This is a genomic window from Paenibacillus tianmuensis, assembly GCF_900100345.1.
GTDB lineage: Bacteria > Bacillota > Bacilli > Paenibacillales > NBRC-103111 > Paenibacillus_G > Paenibacillus_G tianmuensis.
On sequence record NZ_FMTT01000040.1, the window covers coordinates 35,981 to 55,432 of the forward strand.

The following is a 19,452-nucleotide window of genomic DNA, read 5'->3' on the forward strand; positions in this document are numbered from 1 at the left end:
GGATAACGGATGAACGAGAGTTTGTTTATGGATCGCATCCCTCCGCAAAATTTGGAAGCCGAGCAGGCGGTGCTCGGCGCTATTTTGCTTGACGGCGACGCGCTGGTCACGGCAATGGAGCGGGTCACGAGCGACGACTTCTACCGCGGCTCGCACCAGCGCATCTTCGAAGCGATGATCGAAATTACGGAGGCGAACGAGCCGGTCGATTTGGTCACGCTGACGGCTCGGCTGCAGGATAAGAAGCAGCTGGAGGAAGTCGGCGGCATCAGCTATTTGTCGGAGCTCGCCAATGCGGTACCGACGGCAGCCAACGTCGATTACTACGCGCAGATCGTGGAAGAGAAGTCGATGCTCCGCCGCCTGATCCGCGCCGCGACCCAGATCGTCACGAACGGGTACTCCGGCGAGGACGAAGTGGGAACGCTGCTCAGCGACGCCGAGCAGCGGATTATGGAGATTTCGCAGGCACGCTCGGGCTCCGGCTTTATTGCCATCAAAGACGTGCTGATGGAGGTTTTCGACAAGGTCGAGTTTCTTTTCAACCAGAAGGGGAGCATGACGGGAGTCCGTTCCGGCTTTGCCGATCTGGACAAGATGACGTCCGGGTTTCAACGTTCGGACCTCATTATCGTAGCGGCGCGTCCTTCGGTAGGGAAAACGGCCTTCGCCCTGAACATCGCGCAGAACGTCGGGGTACGGGAGAAGGAAACCGTGGCCATCTTCAGTCTCGAGATGGGCGCGGCCCAGCTCGTGCAGCGGATGATCTGCGCGGAGGCGAATGTGGACGCCGGGCGGATGCGAACGGGCTTTCTGGAGCCGGACGACTGGGAGAAGCTGACGATGGCGATCGGATCGCTGTCGGAGGCGAATATTTATATCGACGATTCGCCGTCCGTCACGGTGGCGGACATTCGGGCGAAGTGCCGCAGGTTGAAGAAGGAGAAGGGCCTCGGTATGATTCTGATCGATTACCTGCAGCTGATTCACGGCCGCGGCAAGGGCGATAACCGGCAGCAGGAAGTATCGGAAATTTCGCGTACGCTGAAGCAAATCGCGCGTGAGCTGGACGTGCCGGTCATTGCGCTGTCACAGCTCAGCCGGGGCGTGGAGCAGCGGCAGGACAAGCGACCGATGATGTCCGACCTTCGGGAATCCGGTTCGATCGAGCAGGACGCCGATATCGTGGCGTTCCTGTACCGGGACGATTACTACGACAAGGAATCCGAGAAGAAGAACATCATCGAAATCATTATCGCCAAGCAGCGGAACGGCCCGGTCGGGACGGTGGAGCTGGCGTTTCTTAAAAACTACAACAAATTCGTCAATCTCGACAGGTCGCATCAGGAGATGGCGATGGCGCGTTAACAGCTTCCCGAGTGCAATTTGTTGCATGAGGAACATTTTTTTGCGGAAATTGGTTTAGGATAGCATAAAGGACGGCATCCTGCGGTAGAATACGCGCAGGTGCCGTTTTTTTTGCGTTGGCGCGGATATCGAGAATGTTTTCCGAACAATGCTGGGCAATAGATTATAATTGTTCGCTTTTATTGACTTTGCTCTAGTCAACTGCTAAACTATTCATGGTGCGTTGCACCATAAAGGCTAATATTAGGTGGTTTCCCACCTCACGGGGGTAGTGAAGATGTCAACGGTAGTGGTTGTCGGAACCCAATGGGGAGACGAAGGAAAAGGAAAGATTACCGATTTTCTGGCAGAGTCCGCTGAGGTTGTCGCTCGCTATCAGGGCGGGAACAACGCTGGACACACCATTCTCATTAACGATAAAAAGTATAAGCTGACGATGATTCCTTCCGGCATTTTTTATGAAGATAAAGTATGCGTCATCGGCAACGGGATGGTCATTAATCCGGGTGCGTTGCTTGAAGAAATCCGCTATATTCACGAGAACGGCTTCTCCACGAACAACCTGCGCATCAGCGATCGCGCGCATGTCATCATGCCGTATCATTTGCTGCTCGACGGTCTAGAAGAAGAGCGCAAAGGCGATAACAAAATCGGTACGACCCGCAAAGGGATCGGTCCTTGCTACATGGACAAAGCGGCGCGCAACGGCATTCGGATCGCCGATCTGATGGATGCGGAAGAATTCGAGAGCAAAGTGCGCCGCCTCGTCGCCGAGAAGAACACGCTGATCGAGCAAGTGTACGGCTCCAAAGGGATCGACGCCGACTCGATCATTCAGGAATACCTCGGATATGCCGAGCAGCTTCGTCTATACGTTACCGATACGTCGGTCGTCTTGAACGACCTGATCGACACCGGTAAGAAGGTGCTGTTCGAAGGGGCGCAGGGCGTCATGCTCGACATCGACCAAGGCACGTATCCGTTCGTTACTTCGTCGAACCCTTCGGCGGGCGGCGTCTGCATCGGTTCGGGCGTCGGTCCTTCGAAAATTCAGCAAATCATCGGCGTTGCCAAATCGTATACGACGCGCGTAGGCGACGGTCCATTCCCGACTGAACTGATGAACGAAACCGGCGACTGGATTCGCGAGCGCGGCAACGAGTACGGCACGGTCACCGGCAGACCGCGCCGCGTCGGCTGGTTCGACAGTGTCGTCGTCCGTCACGCCCGCCGGGTGAGCGGCATCACGGGCTTGTCCTTGAACTCGCTCGACGTGCTCGCCGGTCTGGAAACGGTCAAAATCTGCAACGCGTATACGTATCGCGGCGAAACGATCAGCCATTACCCGGCAAGCCTGAAAATGTTGGCCGAGTGCCAGCCGGTGTACGAAGAGCTTCCGGGCTGGAGCGAAGACTTGTCCGGTGTCCGCAAGCTTGAGGATCTGCCGGAGAACGCCAGACGTTACGTCGAGCGCGTATCCGAGTTGACAGGCATTCCGATCGCGATCTTCTCGGTTGGCCGCAACCGCGAGCAGACGAATCTGGTGAAGCCGATTTATTAATTCGGAAGATGAAATAGGCAGCCCCTCGAACCGTCCTTAAATGACGGTTGCGAGGGGTTTTTCATGCACGCAGTTGCATTTTTCCCCGGCGTCCCCCGGTTGGTTTCCCAGAAAAAGGTCAATACTGTGAATAGAGTAGCAGAAGGCAAGATGGGGGATGTCCGGGATGAAATGGCTGATAGGGATCGGCAAGCTGGCGGTCAGTGCGGCGGTTACTTCGCTTTGCTGTGTGGCGCTGACGTTCGCCGCTGCCAATACGTATGTGGACTTATTGCTCGACCAGTATCATATTCCACGTCCGGCGGGTCAAAAGATCGAATGGGGCGCCTTCATGAGCCGGTTCACGGCGCAGCTGGGGCTTGGCGCGGGGAGCGGAAGCGGCGTGCCTGCAAAGCCTAAAGACTTGGCGGTGTCCGTGCCTCCGGCCGGCAATACGCCTTCCTCCTCGGAAACCGGCATGAAAGAACGCACGCAGACGGACGGCAAAACGACGGCGCCGGGCAGCGGCAAGGCGAACGACGACCCTTACAGGGTGCCGGAGGATGCGGTGGCCGTCTGGAGCCGCCAATCCGGGAAGGCGAGCAGCAAGCAGGACAGTCTCACGGTGCAGGAACAGAGGATCGTGGTCTCAAGCGAGGAAGTGAGGAAGAAGAAGGAGCAGCTGTCCGAAGCGGACAAGGCGAAAATCTTTTCCTTGATGGTCTCCCGCGTACCGCAGGAGGACATGCAGACGATATCCAAGTTGATGGAAGACGGCATTACGGCCGCCGAGCTGAAGGAGATCGAGCGGCTTCTCCAAAAATCGTTGAAGCCCGACGAGTACAAGCAGTTGCTAGGCTTAATTCAAAAGGAAACGCCCTGACGCGCGCAGGGCGTTTATTTTTTTCTCGTTCAGTTTACCTTTATTCAATGGCCCCCCCGTAGCGGGTCACCGTGTCTTCGGCTTGTCGAATCCGCGATGATTCGACAACGACCTGCAGCAAGCAGCCGGGACTTTCGGCTATTGACAAATGCGATAGCCCGCCGCCCAGAAGGGATGTTGGCATCGGCTGATGCGGCTCTACCCCCGGCTCGATCTGGAGATCGACGACGCCCTGCTTGCGCAGCGCATCCACGGCTTGCTGCAGGTCATGTTCGCTTCGGAAAGCCGCCATAAAATTTTCCATCGAATGTCTTCACACTCCTGTCAATTTCTCCGCTGAAATGTGGGATAAGATACGATTTTGTTGAAATGGGCAAAGTTAATGTGGTAAATTTATAAAGTGGTTTTTAAACCCTTTGGGTTATTGTCCCTTTTTTTAGTGTTTTTATGTGCACATCGTAAGCGAACCTGAGAACATACGACCAAACAACATGAGACTATAGACTTAGAGAAAAGAAACGTGTCATCAGGAAAAGCATCGCATCCGTCGGTCTTAAGGCCGGGGGAAGCTGAGGTTCGAATGCGGCAAAAAACGGCTTAAAAGGAGAAGAAAATGAAATTTTTCAAAGGAGCGGATCGACTCAAAGGCCTGTTGGACAAGCTTCGCACTCCAAGGTCTGCGGATCGGTCGAATAGCTTGAATGGAAGTGTAAAGCCAGCGGCGGTGTCGGAAGTACCGGGAGCGACAGCGCTTGAACGGATAAAAAACCGAATCATTATACATAAATGGATGGTTATCAAATCGGTCTCCGCGTTGGGTTTGATGGCGGCGGTTGTTGTTGGCGGACATCAATTGGTGGAAGCCAATATGACCGATTATTATCGGGTATATGCGAACGGAGACTTGGTCGGGATCGTATCCGATCCTTCCAAGGTCGAGGAATATAAACAAAAGAAGCGGGAACAGTTGTCCAAGAGCGAGTCCGATCTTCGGATGATCGTAACGGAACCGAAGCTCGAATTAACCCCTGAAAGGGTTTTCAGCCACAATACCCAGGATCAAGCCGTGCTTGATGAGCTGGGCGGCTATTTCTCCTCGTACCCGGTCGGCCTGCAGCTTCTGGTGGATGGCAAGCCGATGGGGATCGTAAAGGACGAAGCGGCGGCGAAGACGGTGCTGGAGCAAATCAAGAACAATGCCGTCGCATCGATGCAAACGAAAAAGACGTCGGGGCGCGTAGGCATCTTGTCGGCATCGCCCGCAGCCGTTACGCCGGTGCAAACGGAGCTGCAAAAAGCGGACTTCGTGCAAAAGGTCGATCTTCAGGAAGTCAAGATCGAGCCGAAGCAGCTGGCGAATCCGGAGGACCTACGCAAAAAGCTGGAGACCGGCGATGTTCAGCCGACGAAGTATACGGTGGAGAAGGGCGATTGCGTCTCGTGTATCGCACAGAAGCTGAATATTCCGAAGCAGGTCATTTATCAGAACAATCCCACGATCACCGACGATATGATCAAGGTTGGCCAGCAGCTTGACTTGACGGTTCTGAAGCCGACGCTTGCCGTGCGGACGGTTGAGAAAGTGGTGGAAAATCAAGAGATCGCTTACGAGACCGAAGTGAAGCAGGACGACAACATGCGTCTCGGCGAGTCCGAGGAATTAAGTCCCGGTAAGAACGGTCTCAAGAAAATGACCTTTCAGCTTACGAAAGTAAACGGCCTGCTCGAGGCGGAGACGGTCTTAAGCGAAGAGATCGTTCAACAGCCGCTTAAGGCCGTCGTGAAGAAAGGCACCAAAGTGATCAAAGGCGAAGGAACGGGCAAATTCGCTTGGCCGGTAGTGTCGGCATCCATTTCAAGCACGTTCGGTACCCGTTGGGGCGCGTTCCATAAGGGTGTCGATTTGACGGGCAACCGCAACATCATGGCGTCGGATAACGGCAAAGTCGTATTTGCCGGCGAGAAAAGCGGGTACGGCAACTGCATCATCGTCGACCATATGAACGGCTACCAAACGCTGTACGGCCATTTAAGCCAGATCAATACAAGCGTCGGCAAGATCGTCGAGAAGGGCGAGAAGATCGGCTATATGGGCAGCACCGGAAATTCAACGGGCGTGCATCTGCACTTTGAGGTGCAGAAGAACGAAACGCCGGAAAATCCGCTCAAGTATTTGAACCAATAAGAAGGCTGGAGAGATAGAGAGGGGCATGGAAGTCACAGGAAACCTGGGCTTCCGTGTCTCTTTTTGCTTCAGGATGTGGTAAAATTATAGGATAGCTTACCATGGATAGGATATCGTTGACATTCGGCGGCGCGAAGTAAGGAGCGCAGTACGGATGCAACGCGAGTCTCTGACAGGCGGTGAACGAAGCATGGCCAAAATTCTCGTCGTCGACGATGAACAGCCGATTGCCGATATATTAAAATTCAACCTGGAAAAAGAAGGCCACGAGGTCATCTGTGCCTATGACGGTGCAGCGGCCGTGGATCTTGCCTATTCCGAAGAGCCGGACCTGATTCTGCTCGACCTGATGCTGCCGATCAAGGACGGTATGGACGTCTGCCGGGAGGTACGGGCGAAGCTGAACACGCCGATCATCATGCTGACAGCCAAGGATAACGAAATCGACAAGGTGCTCGGGTTGGAGCTTGGAGCCGACGATTACGTGACGAAGCCGTTCGGCACGCGCGAGCTGTTGGCCCGGGTGAAGGCGCATCTGCGCCGTCATACGAAGTCGGGGATGCCGTCGGCATCGCAGGCGCAGCCGAACGAAGAGGAAGCCCGGCAAGGGCTACGCATTCAGAGCTTGTTTATCGATACGGACATGTATGTCGTGTATAAGGACGACGTTCCGCTCGATCTGACGCACCGGGAATTCGAGCTTGTGCAGTACATGGCCAAGAACAGCGGCAAAGTCATGACGCGGGAGCATCTGCTTCAAGCGGTATGGGGCTTCGAGTATTTCGGCGATGTGCGGACGGTCGACGTGACTATCCGCAGGCTGCGCGAGAAGCTGGAGGACGATCCGAGCCGTCCGGAGTACATTATTACCCGGCGCGGACTTGGATACATGATGCGCAATTCAAAAGCAAGCGCCGGCGGCTACTAGGCAGAGGCCGAGCCGATGAAACCGATCCGTTTTTTCCAATCGATTCAAGCCAAGCTGATTATTATTTATTTGCTGATGATTTTGGTCGCGCTCCAGCTTATCGGGGTTTATTTTATTAAGACGCTGGAAACGTCGCTCAAAAACGAGTTTATCGAGAACCGGAACTCGCAGGCGCAGCTGCTCGCGCAGTATGCGGAGACGTACCTGACGGAAAATCAGGAAAATAAAAACTCGGATACGGCCAAGAAATCGTATGCCGATCTGAACGATTTTGTAAACGGCCTCTTCGCGACGAGCAAAGCGGAAATTCAGATCATCGATGCGAACGGTGCCGTGCTCACGACGACAAGGCCGACGAACCAATCGGTCGTGAACAGCAAAAATACGCAGACCGAAGTGACGCGGGCGCTGCAGGGGATTAAGGATAACCAGCGTCTGTTCACCGATTTCGACGGCGTCCGCAAAATCATTATCGCCAAGCCGATCGGCTCGGGCGTCAAGGTGCTCGGCGCGGTATACATCATTGCTTCGATGGACGATGTCTACAAAACGCTGACCCAGATCAACAACTTCTTTATCTCCGGCACGTTAATCGCGCTCGCGCTTACGGCGGGTCTCGGTGTGATTTTGTCGTCAACGATTACAAATCCGATCAAGGCCATTACGAGGCAGGCTACGGCCGTAGCCGAAGGCCGGTACGAATACGAGGAAAAAATCCGGGTGGTAGGCGAAGACGAGATCGGTCAGCTCGGCAATACGTTCAATTTCATGATGGAGCGGCTTCGCGAGGCGTTATCGCTCAACGAAGAGGAGAAGGAAAAGCTCGCTTCAATCTTGTCCAACATGAACGACGGGCTGATCGCCACAGACGACCATGGGCGCATCATGGTGATCAACCGGCGGGCGAAGCAGATTCTGCAGGTCAACGAGGATACGACGCTAGGCATGCCGCTTGGCGAGCTGCTCGGAATGCCGCAGGAGAAGATGCAGGTGCTGGAAGGCACGGAGGATCATTCGACGATGCTGCATCTGTACCATGAGGCCGAGGAAGATCCGCTTTTCGTCAAAGTGACGTATACGACGATTCACAGCAAGGGCTCTACGGGGACGATTGCGGTACTGCAGGATGTCACCGGCCAGGAGAAGCTCGATCAAGCGCGCCGGGAATTCGTAGCGAACGTATCGCACGAGCTGCGGACGCCGCTTACGACGATTAAGAGCTATCTCGAAGCGCTGGAGGACGGAGCCTTGGAGGAGCCACAGCTTGCAGGCAAGTTCGTCAATGTCGCAAGGAACGAAACGGAGCGGATGATCCGGCTCGTTACGGACCTGCTGCAGCTGTCCCGGCTCGATTCGAAGCAGGCGATTCTCAGCAAGGTAACGACGGATGTGACCGAGATGCTCGAGGAAGTGGCGGACCGCTTCTCCTTTCAATTGGAGCAGCGCATGATCGCCATCGAAATCGACGTCGAGAAGCACGTGGACGAAATTATGCTGGATCGCGACCGGATCGATCAAGTGCTCGACAACCTGGTCTCTAATGCGATCAAATATACGCCGGAGGGCGGACATATCCGCATTCACGCGGGCCGGAGAGAATCCTCCGTGCTGGAGATTTCCGTGCAGGATAACGGCATCGGGATTCCGCGCAAAGATTTGAGCCGGATCTTTGAGCGCTTCTACCGGGTAGATAAAGCCCGTTCCCGCAATATGGGCGGGACGGGTCTCGGCTTGTCGATTGCCCGGGAAATAGTGAAGGCGCATGGCGGCGCCATTCAATTAGAGTCGGAGCTTGGGCAAGGGACGCGGGTAAAGTTCACGCTGCCGTATCAACAGGAGGAGGCGGCCGTATGATCGAGAAGCTGAAAACCGCCGCGCTGACGCTGCTGGTGCTGCTTAGTCTGCTGCAAAGCTACCTGCTGGCCTACAGTTACCCGAAATACGATCCGGTCAAGCCGGAGGAATACGTGAAAACCGACATCCTCGGCACCCGTGCGTCCTTGAAGGATATGCTGTTTCCGGATCAGCTGGTGCTGCATCTGGGCAACCAGCTGCATACAGTGCTCTACCCGAATACGGTGAAGTACAATGAAGTGATGGAAATTTTGAAGCAGCGGTTTTTGGAAGGATTCCGGAAGACGAGTGTCACTTCGCTCGACATCAACTGGGACGATGTGCGGAATATGCAGCAGGGGGTCGAGATCCGGTTCCGCGACGGACTGCCGATGAACGTTCTGCAGGAGGTTATGCAGCTGAAGGGCGACCTGCAGGGCGAGAACGACCTGATTACGCGCATTTGGATTTTTGCCAAGGATGCGAACGAGGTTAGAGCGATTTTGTTTACGGATACGGCGAATACGGTGTACGAAGCGATCAAGGCCGACTTTACGGTGAAGGACATCGAGAAGTTCGTACAGGCGGATGAAACGTTCACCCCTTACAAGCCGATGGCCGGGGACTATTATTTGCCAATGAAGCCGCTGACGATCCCAAGCTTCAAGATGACTTATACGCAGTTTACGGCGGATCAATTGAAGCGTACGTTTTTTGTCGATCCGACGCTGACGCGCAATGTGACGGAGCGGGACGCCTCGGAGATTTACACGGACGGGAAACGCGGGCTGAAGCTGAGAAACGAGCAGCATTGGATGACATATACCGATCCGGTGGCCGCGTCGGAGAACAATAAGGTCGATTTACGCGAGAGCTTGTTGTCGGCCGTGCAGTTTATCAACCAGCATGGGGGATGGAACGGCAATTACGGGGTGCAGAAGGTGCCGCAACGGCTGCTGCCGGGCAATCAGCAGTATGTGTTCCGGCAGTACTACAATTCGTACCCGGTCATCAATACGCGGAGCGAGAATACGGGCTTTATGAAAATATCTCTGCAAAAAGGTATTGTAGCCAGCTACGAGCGTTCGCTGCTTACCCCTGATCAGCGAAGCTCTGCCCGCACCGAAGTGCAATTGGCGGGCGGAGAAGCGCTGGAGCAGAAGCTAGCTGCGTTCGCCAACAAGTCGCGGGTGTATTCGATCTTCCCGGCTTACCGCTTGGTCGTGACGGAGCAGTCGATGATGCTTGTTCCGGCTTGGGTGGCCGAGCTGCAAGACGGCACGTACGAATTTTTGGACTAAGGAGGATGCCGGCGTGGAATGGGGACGGGCCAAGACGATATTGATATTGTCCTTCCTGCTGCTGAACGTGGTGCTCGGCATCCAGCTATGGTCCAGCCGTGCGGACCTTCTCGATCTGGATGCGAACGCGATCGGAGCGGCGGAGGAGATTCAAAGGCTGACGAAGAGTAAAAATATACAGGTGCCGCCGGATATTCCGAAGGATGTGCCGAAGCTGCGGGAGATTGTCGTCCGGTTCGACGATAACTTCAATCCGAAGAAGGCGGTACCGCTGGCGGCGCCGTTCAAATTCGATCCGTTGATCAGCAAGGGCTCGTTCCGGGAGCTCCTGGCGAAAACGGGGATTCCGAAGATCGAGTCGTACCAGTTCGATCCGATGACGAGTCTTGGCGGTACTTATGTGTTTCACCAACTGTACGGCACGCTTCCGATGTTCGACGTGCAGCTGAGACTGTTCGAGAAAAACGGGCAAATCACTTCCTACCAGCAAGGTTATGTGGAAGTGCAGTCCGACGGGCAGCAGAAGGAGCAGAAGGTCATTACCGCCTACATCGCTTTGCGGAGTCTGATCGAGAACTATTTGCCGTCGGGAGCGGTTATTACGAGCGTAAAGCTCGGGTATCACGGACAGGTGTACAATTCGCAGACGTTGAATATGTGGCCTTCCTGGCGGGTGTCGCTGGGGAATGCAGACGGAGACGTGTATTACGTTCATGCTTTGAACGGTGCGGTGGAAGGGCCGCAGAAGAGCAAAAAGTAAGCGGCTAAGGAGTTTTGAACATGGGGATACGGTTTTGTGTGCTGGGCAGCGGCTCGACGGGCAACGCCACGGTCGTTGCGACCGAAGAGGGCAAAGTGCTGATCGACGCCGGGCTTAGCGCGAAAAAGATCGATCAATTGTTGAAGGAACGGGGCATGTCGGCCAGCGAGCTGGACGCGATTCTGGTAACGCACGAGCATGCCGATCATATTAAAGGGCTGGGCGCGGTTGCGCGCAAGTACGATTTGCCCGTCTATGCCAATGAGAAGACATGGGCGGAGCTCGACCGGCAAATCGGCGAGATTGCGGAGGAGAACCGCTGCGTGATGAAGACGGGGGAAATGCTCGAATTTGGCTCGCTGCAGGTGGAGTCGTACGGCATTTCGCACGATGCGGCCGAGCCGGTCGGCTACTGCTTTTATCACGAGGAAGAAAAGCTGAGCGTCGCGACGGATCTCGGTTACATGAGCTCCAAGGTGAAGGAGAAAATTCAGGACAGCGACGTGCTCGTCCTGGAGTCCAACCACGATATCGAGATGCTGCGGATGGGCCGGTATCCGTGGAATATCAAGCGGCGCATCTTGAGCGATGTCGGCCACTTGTCCAACGAAGCGGCCGGGATCGGCCTCGTCGATGTGATGACGGCGAAGACGAAGCGGGTGTATCTCGCGCATCTCAGCCGGGACCACAACCTGATGGATTTGGCCAGGCTGGCCGTGAATAGTATGGTAGAGGAGCGGCTCGCGCCGGACGATCATCGTGCCAAGCTAAAGGACACGTATCATGACCGGTCGACGGAGTGGGACGTGTTGAAGGACGATTAGCCGTTGCCGGTCGGGAGTATGGACTGGTCAGACGCCTCCAGCGTGTGGATTTTGGCGGCTAATTCTTGTGGGGTGAGCAGCCCTTTTTCCAGCAGCAGTTCGAGAATGGCCCCCAGTAAAAGGGAGTTCCGGTAATGGTCTTCCTTGAGGTCCGCAAGCTTGGCGATCCAAGCGATTTCATCCAGATGGGACGATATGCGGCGGTTCGACATCTCCATCATCCTTCCTTGATCGGGTGCAGGCTATGTTCTTATTCTAGTCTAGCTTTAGGGAAATCATTCCTCTTTTTTAGTTTTTGAGATTGACAGATTTTAAGGTACAATGGATACAGCAGATTTTTCGGCCTCGGATGGGGTGCGGAGCGGGATGGAACAGGGGGCGGCAGCGGTGAGTTTGTTTGACGACGATTTTTATTCGACGAGGGCACCCCGAAGGGAGACTTGGCGCTTGCCGTCCGGCCGGCCCGGTGTGAGGCTGCCGACGTGGTTGCTCCCGGCCGTAGGCGGCGCCGTTGTAACGGCGGCCTTGTTTATGCTGTTCGACCGGGAGACAGGGCATGATTCGATGCCGCAGGCGGCAGCGGTGATGGCCGCTCCGGGAGCGGCGACCGGCGGAGGGATCGATGCCGAGCGGCTGATGAGCGATACGGTGGTAGGCGCGGCAGCGAAGGTATCGCCGACGATTGTGAGCATTATCGGCTCCCGTCGGGAGGGAGAGAAGGAAAACGCGCGCGGTGGCGCGGTGGGTCTTGGTTCGGGCGTTATTTTTGCCCGGTCGGGGGATCAGGTACGCATTGTGACAAACAACCATGTCGTGGAAGGGTACCAGCAGTTGGACGTCACCACGTTCACCGGCGAGCGTCGTAAGGCGACGTTGATCGGGCGCGATCAGATTACGGATTTGGCCGTACTGGAGATTGACGGAAGCGGGATCAAGCAGATCGCCGAATTCGGCGATTCAGATGCGCTCAAGCCGGGAGAGACGGCGTTGGCCGTAGGCAATCCGCTCGGACTCGGGTATGCGCCAACGGTGACCCGGGGCATTATCAGCTGGCCCAAGCGGACGATTCCCGTATCGCTCGGCCGCGAAGGCGAGTTCGACTGGGAGATGGAGGTCATCCAGACGGATGCGGCCATCAATCAAGGGAACAGCGGCGGCGCCCTTGTGAATCTGGACGGCAAGGTCGTCGGCATCAACACGCTCAAGGTCGCGGATATGGGTGTAGAGGGACTCGGCTTCGCGATTCCGATCAATCAGGCGCGATCGATTATCGAGACGCTGATCAAGGACCATAAAATCAAGCGTCCTTACATCGGCGTGGTGACGCAGGATTTGCAGTCGTATGCGGGCATCGAAAGCTTGAAGCTGCCGTCGGACGTCAAGAAAGGTGTCCTGGTGATTGACGCTATCGGTCCGGGTAAGGACGCGGGGCTGAAAACTAGCGACGTGATCGTGGAGCTGGACGGCAAGCCGGTCGACGGTACGCTGGCGCTGCGCAAATACATTTACGGGCATAAAAAGATCGGGGAAAAGCTCGCCGTCACGTATTATCGGGGAGCGAAGAAGAACACGGTTCAAGTCACGTTGGCTGAGTTGAAGGACCGCTAATGTGACTTTGGTAGGCGCGGTTGTTAGGGAATGCTGCAAGTCATGGCTGCGTTTGGGGAACAATGAATGCAGGGGCCGAATCGGAGCGAAACGGTGTGCGATTTTATTAGGGTTAAAAGAAAAAGGGGTCTTATCTTATGCACGTAGTTTGTAAAGAGCATCTGGAGCTGGCCATTGATATGTTCGTGGATGAATACGAGGATGCGCCAGACATTGTGGACTTAGAGGAAGTGAAGTTTACGGGCTGGGACCCGCCTCCGCATTGCGAACGGTGTGCCGAGCCGGGGCGGTTCTTGGTTGTGTAGGAGTTTGGCGGTGATGGTGAACAAGATAAAGTGATTGTGGGAGGGCTGGCTAGATGCGGCCTTCCTTTTTTGTGGCTGGTCGTGAGTGTAGTTTCCGTGGCTTTTAGAAGTCTTTAGCGTATTCAATTGCTTTTGGAATTTTTGCGTAGATCTTTTGTTGGCTGGTGTAGGAGGTAGCATACAAGTGGTTATTTCCGCTATATACATGGTAAACGTCGGTTCTATTCACAATCGTTGTTCCTAAATCATACTGGATAGCGCGGTAGTAATCACGATGGTAAGGTGCGGATTCCGGTGCAGGATATACTTTTGTTTTTGAATAGACGTGCTTGAATGAACCGTCTTCCTGATTAGTCCATATGAGATGGATGAGTTTTCTTAGTTCCATCCCGACGTAAGATTGGATCTGGACGTTGGCGCGAACCTCAACCGGATTTACAATGGTACTAGTCCCGCCTTTTGGAGCGCTGCACAAGAAGGAATCTTGTTCTCTTGGCCCTAGCCCTACATTGTCATTGCCGTCTTCAATAACTTTATAAGGAACGGAGTACGTCGAATAGGCATATTGCTCCGTTAGATTACCTTGTGGAGTAAGAATCGTATTCCGGTTCTGCTTCAATGCCACATCAACAAAGCTTACGGTAAGGTTAGCCTGACCTTGGGGCTTGCCGACAACAACAGGTGCGGTTGGGGTGGCTACTTGTGCGCTGGAGACCGATTCATTTCTCAAGTTTGGCGCTGAAGCAACTTGGGAAGCAGCGAGGGTTAGAGCTGCTAAAGAAGCAGCTAGAATGGCTGGTATATGGTTATGGGCCATTGCTTTCACCTTCTTTAAAGGAATAATATGGTACAATTTACATAATACCATATCTCTCTAGGAGGCAATATGGGTTTGGAAGGGAATTTGTGGAGTGACTTTATCTGATTACATATATTGTGATGTAACCTGACATAAAAATTCAAGGCACCCCGAACAGGACATATAAAGGTTAAACGAGAGAGGAAGAGCAAGAGCGGATGAACATTCAGATTATCGCAGTAGGTAAATTGAAGGAGACTTATCTGGTGCAGGGGATCGCCGAGTACGTCAAGCGCTTGGGGCCTTACGCCAAGGTACAGATCGTCGAGGTGCCGGACGAGAAGGCGCCGGAATCCATGAGCGCCGCGGAGGAGGTGCAGGTGAGGCAGCGCGAGGGCGAGCGCATTCTCGCGAAGCTTCCCGCCGATGCCTACGTGGTGGCGCTTGCCATCGACGGGAAGCCGCTGTCGAGCGAGGAGCTCGCGCGGCAGGTGCAAGACCTTGCCACGTACGGGCGCAGCCACATGGCTTTTGTTATCGGGGGCTCGCTCGGCCTCGCTCCCGAAGTGCTTGCGCGCGCGGACCTTAAGCTCTCGTTCGGGCGCATGACGCTGCCACACCAGCTCATGCGGCTGGTGCTGGTGGAGCAGGTGTACCGGGCGTTTAAGATTATACGGGGGGAACCTTATCATAAGTGACGGCGAAAAATTAGGAGTTAAAAAGTTCGTCTCGCCATATATTTGCCCTGTTCCTATCCGTTGTGATGGAAGATAATTCACATAGAGATAAGGCTAACAGGCTTCATGCAGGCTATATCTTCGTAAACATGATGTTATAGGAAAGCCAGCAAAGCATAAAGGAATGAAAAAAATGACAACCAAACAGGAAGCATACCGAGAAGAGTATAGAGAATATTTGATGGAGTTATTTTCAAAAGCATGGAATACTAGACCAATTGATTTTATTTACACTTTACTGAGAGTGTCTGGAGTACAATACGGGCATTGGGATCCCTTTTCTGAAATACTAGATGCTTTTGAAGATTATAATAAGTTTTTAGATTTTTCAGATACTCTTGAAGGGAAAGCACCTTTTCGGGTTGGCCTATTAATGTACTGTCAGGCAATTGAAATAACTGCTATCCACGAACTCTTTGCAAATTTAATAAGATGTTGTAGTGGACAAGACTTTGTTATAAAACCTTTTATTGAAAGTCAAAAACAAAAAAAACGTGAGCCTCTTTACTACATTCCTCCAAGTGCAAATACAAAAGTGAAAATTCTTAAAGAATTAGCTTTAAAGAGTAACGATCTTAAGTTTCAAGAAATTTTTGATTCGTTTTATAATGACCAAATTAGAAATTCATTTGTTCATTCAGATTATTGTATAACTTCAGATGAATATCGCTGGACAGAAGGAGGCCCACCATCATCTGTCAGTCTAGAATACATTAATGAATTAATAACAAGGACATTCGCTTTTTTCGAAGTTCTCCTTCAGGCGTGGAAATCCTGGCTCATTTGGTTCAATAATCACCCTAAATACATAAGGCTTCCTCAATATGAAGTGTTTGAATTATTAACTAACGAGACAGATGGCTTATATGGATTTGCTATGCATTTTTCTAACGGACAAAGAGCTTATTTTGAAAGATACTCAGAAGTAGTTGATTCAAGAAATTTGACACTTAATAAAGATGGGTCTATTAATTTTTTTGTTGGTGACTTATCTAAATTAGAGATGGAATGGAAAGTAGACGGGAAAGTTTTTATTGGATAGAACTAATATATGAAGTGTACAGCAACTCAAGAAAGGCTGGCCATCCTATAACACCGTATTCACGCAGTGGTCGTTGACGCTGCCTTGGTCTGCCCGCTACAGTTCGGGGAAGCGGAATCGGGCAGACAACCCTGCGAACAGGGCAACATTTTAGCGAATGTAGGCATTATGATTTGTTACCTGTTAAGGCACTAAGCTAACTGTTAAGGAGCGTAACCGAATGGATAATGAACGTATTAAACAAGGGCTATACAGTCTTTCTATTGCGACAAATGCAAGTGAAGTTGTTGAAGCTTGGGTAATGATGGGGGAGTCAACGGAAGATAAGTCATCAATTATCTCTTTAGACAACTATCACAAAAGTGTATACCCTACTGAGTTGAATAAATTAATCAACAATATCGATAGCCACTTCATTCCTTACTTTGAGACGGACAAGCTATACTTTATTGATGACGAGTTATTGATTGAAACTGTTAAAAACGGGGAAAAGGACACCACATTTGGTCTTGACTACTCAATAATGCTGGACACAAATTATGCTAGCTATATACATAATTTTGTAAGTAGGGATTATTCTACTTTAAATAATGAGATATTTACTACAATTGACCTGCTCATTAGGAATAGTTTTAATTATGATCATATTTTTTATATGATAGAAAACTATAAAAATTCGTTTGTAAATATAGAAGGTGAGGATGAAAAGACCAAAAGAGAAAAAAAGGCCAAGTTATACCTTAATTTGGTTAGCCTCGAACTTTTCAAGAGTATTAATAGAGAAGAATATATTAAAACAGGAAAGTTGCAATATGGGATTACAGAAAATGAAGCACAATTGCAAGCCGATCAAATCTTTAATGGAATTTTTAATTCTGCTTATGCACAAGAAGGGATGGATTATTACTTAAGAATACAGAGGTATATGGTACTATTCATAATAGGGGTAATGCAGATTAAGTTCGAATCAAAAACAACTGTACACAAGAAAGTTCAGAAGCTCTTTGAGTTTGCAACTAATATTGTTGGTATATATTTTGATAGAGAGTTTGTTATTGCTCATAAGTATTTCACTACACAAAACGATGTTAAAATGCTTAATAAAATCAATAAAGGAATGAGCCCCAAAAAGGTGCTTCAATTTATTGAAAATATAGCCTGGGATTTCTCTGTACCTAGGATTATGGAGCGACAGCTGTTACACGGTGGAAATGGACGTTATTTCATTCCATTTTTTCTAAGTAATGATCAAAACTTAAGAGAGTTACTACGACTTTTTAAAGTCAAAGGAATTATGTACAGTAAGTCAAATGACTTTTTTGTTCCATTTACTAAAATCATTACTCAAGAATATTTTGACGCTCATAACTACAATGTTGAAACTTACTTTACGGAAGAAGCACTTACCCGTAGGGCAGCAACATATGAGCGTAACAAAGATAGCCTTCCGCAAGTTATCGAAAGAGAATTTAAAAAGTTGACAGAAATAATGGGTTTATAAGTTATAAGTACTGTACGCAGTTAGCGTCACGCGGCGGTGAATAGTGGATTTGCCCATCCGTGGACCCCTGTCCGATTGTAGACAGGGGTTCAACATGCCCGCAAAAATTTTGAAAATGGCCCACCTTGATCTTGAATAGTGAGCCTTTTTGCTGTGATAGAAGAAACTTACCGTTACAGACAGCGCGGAGGACAGTAACCATCGGTGACGGCGAAAAACAAGTGAAAAGTTCGGTTCGCCATACATTCGCCCTGTTCCTCCTATCAATATTCAAAGATAATTTAGACATGTAAAACCTATGCAAAGTGGAGGAACAATTCTATGAAATTTACCCGGAGGAAAATTTCAATTGATTATAAGATCAATAGACTTTGGGAAAAGCATTCAATGGGGGCTTTTACAAAAAGTAAAATAGAAAGAGAACCAATTGTATCGAAAATTTCTATTATAGAAGATTACATAGAGAATTCAATACTAAATGAGCACGATTACTATTTGAAGATTTTCGATGAAGGGATTCAATTTATACATTGTGTTTATGAATTAGCGTTTATAAATAACACAAAAATGAACAATGAGATTGATAAAAAAGAATCGGTTGTGTTTACTATTTACATCTCTCGGTTATGTAATCTTTTGGTATCAATTCGAAGGCTAGTTTTAAGTGGATTTGAAGAGCCAGCAAGAATAATATCAAGATCGATTATTGAAACAATAGATATTATTCTTGTAGCTTTGTTTGATAGGGACTTTTCAACCCGGCTTTATGAAGTATTAGATAATAATTATTATCAAGATAAATTTTGGAAATAAAATATTGCTTACGGGAAAATTAATTCTAAGATAAAAGAATTATTTGAAGAATGTGACGTAGATCATAACTTTAAACAATCATATCTAAAGAACAAAAAAGAACTTAAAAATTTCTTTTCTAATTCAGTTCACTCTTCAATTATTGCCTCTCGCAATTCTCTTCTGTTACCATCGTTAAAACCTAATAAAATGTACGAAAAGTCCGTCCTTGGAGGAATTAGTTCAGAAACGAACAAACATTTAATCATGATATTTCTTCAAATCGAAAGTTTTAGTTATTTCCTTTTGTTTTTCATTATGGAGCGACCACCGAGCTTTCTTTCAACAATTGATGAATTTGAAAAAGAGATAGACAAAGTTTTTGCTTCTTACTTTGTTATTAGAGATTTATGTATAATTAACAGAAAGAATTTTATGAATCAATGGTAGTAATGCGTAGATGGAGTGGATAGTGTAAAACTCCCTTGATAAGTTCACAGCCCCTCACACGCTCCACCAAGCCAGGACAAAGGAGAACGTCCATCAAAGGCGTTCTCCCATTGCTTCCCGCTAGTTCTCCTCATTTTCCCTATTCATTTGTTCAGCCAATCTGTTTTTAATTACCTCAAACTCTGGCGTTTTCATAATTGCTTCCAAATGCGTCTCATGTATCTTTATGTCGGTCGTGACTTCTGATCGCTCGGTAGGCTCCCCATACAACCTGAGTTCCCGGATTGTATAACGATGATGAATGAAAAAATAGCATAGGGACAAGGCATTTAGCCGAAAATGGTTGATTTTACCTCGTTACATATTATATAATGTATAACGAGGTTGGTGTTCATTATGGCGATCATTTATCAAACCAATAAAAAGACAGGCATTACCTATGCCTACAACAACGAGCCCTACTGGGATAAGGAAAAACAGCAGTCTCGTGCAAAGCGGACGCTCATCGGGAGAGTCGATCCAAAGACGGGAGAGATCGTGCCCACCCGAGCGTATCGGAGAGAGACGGAGTCTGGCGCCCCTGCCAAGAAGCGCGG

At 50.5% G+C, this 19,452-nt stretch carries 18 protein-coding genes and 1 pseudogene; 16 read left to right on the plus strand and 3 right to left on the minus strand.

The window, feature by feature from the left end; all coding sequences use genetic code 11:
- Window positions 1-9 precede the first annotated feature (9 nt).
- The 3 genes from dnaB to BLO51_RS21555 all read left to right on the plus strand — a co-directional run bounded on the left by dnaB (window position 10) and on the right by BLO51_RS21555 (window position 3,791).
- Window positions 10-1,368 carry a replicative DNA helicase gene (dnaB, locus tag BLO51_RS21545; protein WP_090675123.1) on the plus strand — a complete coding sequence of 453 codons (1,359 nt, stop codon included), beginning with the start codon at window positions 10-12 and terminating at the stop codon, window positions 1,366-1,368.
- Window positions 1,369-1,645: 277 nt separating this feature from the next.
- Complete coding sequence (locus tag BLO51_RS21550; protein ID WP_090675125.1) at window positions 1,646-2,929, plus strand: adenylosuccinate synthase; 1,284 nt, start codon at window positions 1,646-1,648, stop codon at window positions 2,927-2,929.
- 166 nt (window positions 2,930-3,095) lie between these two features.
- Window positions 3,096-3,791: a hypothetical protein gene (locus BLO51_RS21555; protein ID WP_090675155.1), complete on the plus strand. Its 696-nt coding sequence runs from the start codon at window positions 3,096-3,098 to the stop codon at window positions 3,789-3,791.
- 40 nt (window positions 3,792-3,831) lie between these two features.
- Here the strand turns inward: BLO51_RS21555 and BLO51_RS21560 are convergent, their stop codons facing one another.
- Entirely contained in the window at window positions 3,832-4,095 is a 264-nt protein-coding gene (locus BLO51_RS21560; RefSeq protein WP_090675127.1) for a hypothetical protein, read from the minus strand.
- A 309-nt stretch (window positions 4,096-4,404) separates the two neighbouring features.
- Here BLO51_RS21560 and BLO51_RS21565 point away from each other — a divergent pair, with 309 nt between their 5' ends.
- The 6 genes from BLO51_RS21565 (at window position 4,405) to BLO51_RS21590 (ending at window position 11,622) form a co-directional block, all read left to right on the plus strand.
- The gene (locus tag BLO51_RS21565; RefSeq protein WP_090675129.1) at window positions 4,405-5,976 is read left to right on the plus strand and encodes a M23 family metallopeptidase; all 1,572 of its coding nucleotides are present in this window, start codon (window positions 4,405-4,407) and stop codon (window positions 5,974-5,976) included.
- A gap of 190 nt (window positions 5,977-6,166) precedes the next feature.
- On the plus strand, window positions 6,167-6,904 hold the full coding sequence (yycF, locus tag BLO51_RS21570) for a response regulator YycF (protein WP_090675157.1): 738 nt from the start codon (window positions 6,167-6,169) through the stop codon (window positions 6,902-6,904).
- Window positions 6,905-6,919: 15 nt separating this feature from the next.
- Complete coding sequence (walK, locus tag BLO51_RS21575) at window positions 6,920-8,758, plus strand: cell wall metabolism sensor histidine kinase WalK (protein WP_090675131.1); 1,839 nt, start codon at window positions 6,920-6,922, stop codon at window positions 8,756-8,758.
- Window positions 8,755-10,038 (plus strand): YycH family regulatory protein, encoded by a 1,284-nt coding sequence (locus BLO51_RS21580; RefSeq protein WP_090675133.1) that lies wholly within the window; start codon window positions 8,755-8,757, stop codon window positions 10,036-10,038. The genes walK and BLO51_RS21580 overlap by 4 nt, the downstream gene beginning before the upstream one ends.
- Window positions 10,039-10,051: 13 nt before the next feature.
- The gene (gene yycI / locus BLO51_RS21585) at window positions 10,052-10,798 is read left to right on the plus strand and encodes a two-component system regulatory protein YycI (RefSeq protein ID WP_090675135.1); all 747 of its coding nucleotides are present in this window, start codon (window positions 10,052-10,054) and stop codon (window positions 10,796-10,798) included.
- Window positions 10,799-10,818: 20 nt separating this feature from the next.
- Complete coding sequence (locus BLO51_RS21590) at window positions 10,819-11,622, plus strand: MBL fold metallo-hydrolase (RefSeq protein ID WP_090675136.1); 804 nt, start codon at window positions 10,819-10,821, stop codon at window positions 11,620-11,622.
- Here the strand turns inward: BLO51_RS21590 and BLO51_RS21595 are convergent.
- Window positions 11,619-11,834 carry a hypothetical protein gene (locus BLO51_RS21595; protein WP_090675138.1) on the minus strand — a complete coding sequence of 72 codons (216 nt, stop codon included), beginning with the start codon at window positions 11,832-11,834 and terminating at the stop codon, window positions 11,619-11,621. The two genes, BLO51_RS21590 and BLO51_RS21595, sit on opposite strands and share 4 nt — an antisense overlap.
- Before the next feature lie 175 nt (window positions 11,835-12,009).
- Here BLO51_RS21595 and BLO51_RS21600 point away from each other — a divergent pair, with 175 nt between their 5' ends.
- Together BLO51_RS21600 and BLO51_RS21605 are read left to right on the plus strand one after the other, a co-directional pair.
- Window positions 12,010-13,230: a S1C family serine protease gene (locus BLO51_RS21600; protein ID WP_245719763.1), complete on the plus strand. Its 1,221-nt coding sequence runs from the start codon at window positions 12,010-12,012 to the stop codon at window positions 13,228-13,230.
- Between the two features lie 137 nt (window positions 13,231-13,367).
- Entirely contained in the window at window positions 13,368-13,535 is a 168-nt protein-coding gene (locus tag BLO51_RS21605; RefSeq protein WP_010501530.1) for a CxxH/CxxC protein, read from the plus strand.
- 103 nt (window positions 13,536-13,638) lie between these two features.
- On the opposite strand, the gene BLO51_RS21610 is transcribed toward BLO51_RS21605, so the two are convergent.
- A complete protein-coding gene (locus tag BLO51_RS21610) occupies window positions 13,639-14,352 on the minus strand; it encodes a hypothetical protein (protein WP_090675141.1) in 714 nt (237 codons plus the stop codon).
- A 200-nt stretch (window positions 14,353-14,552) separates the two neighbouring features.
- Here BLO51_RS21610 and rlmH point away from each other — a divergent pair, with 200 nt between their 5' ends.
- From rlmH to BLO51_RS29870, 5 genes and pseudogenes are all read left to right on the plus strand, one after another.
- The gene (rlmH, locus tag BLO51_RS21615) at window positions 14,553-15,032 is read left to right on the plus strand and encodes a 23S rRNA (pseudouridine(1915)-N(3))-methyltransferase RlmH (RefSeq protein ID WP_090675142.1); all 480 of its coding nucleotides are present in this window, start codon (window positions 14,553-14,555) and stop codon (window positions 15,030-15,032) included.
- Window positions 15,033-15,195: 163 nt separating this feature from the next.
- Window positions 15,196-16,113 carry a hypothetical protein gene (locus BLO51_RS21620; RefSeq protein ID WP_217266768.1) on the plus strand — a complete coding sequence of 306 codons (918 nt, stop codon included), beginning with the start codon at window positions 15,196-15,198 and terminating at the stop codon, window positions 16,111-16,113.
- Between the two features lie 220 nt (window positions 16,114-16,333).
- Window positions 16,334-17,614, plus strand: a complete 1,281-nt coding sequence (locus BLO51_RS21625; RefSeq protein ID WP_090675146.1) for a hypothetical protein — start codon at window positions 16,334-16,336, stop codon at window positions 17,612-17,614.
- Window positions 17,615-17,935: 321 nt separating this feature from the next.
- Window positions 17,936-18,427 carry a hypothetical protein gene (locus BLO51_RS21630; RefSeq protein WP_090675149.1) on the plus strand — a complete coding sequence of 164 codons (492 nt, stop codon included), beginning with the start codon at window positions 17,936-17,938 and terminating at the stop codon, window positions 18,425-18,427.
- Between the two features lie 825 nt (window positions 18,428-19,252).
- Window positions 19,253-19,452: pseudogene (locus BLO51_RS29870) on the plus strand (IS1634 family transposase); the annotation flags it as partial.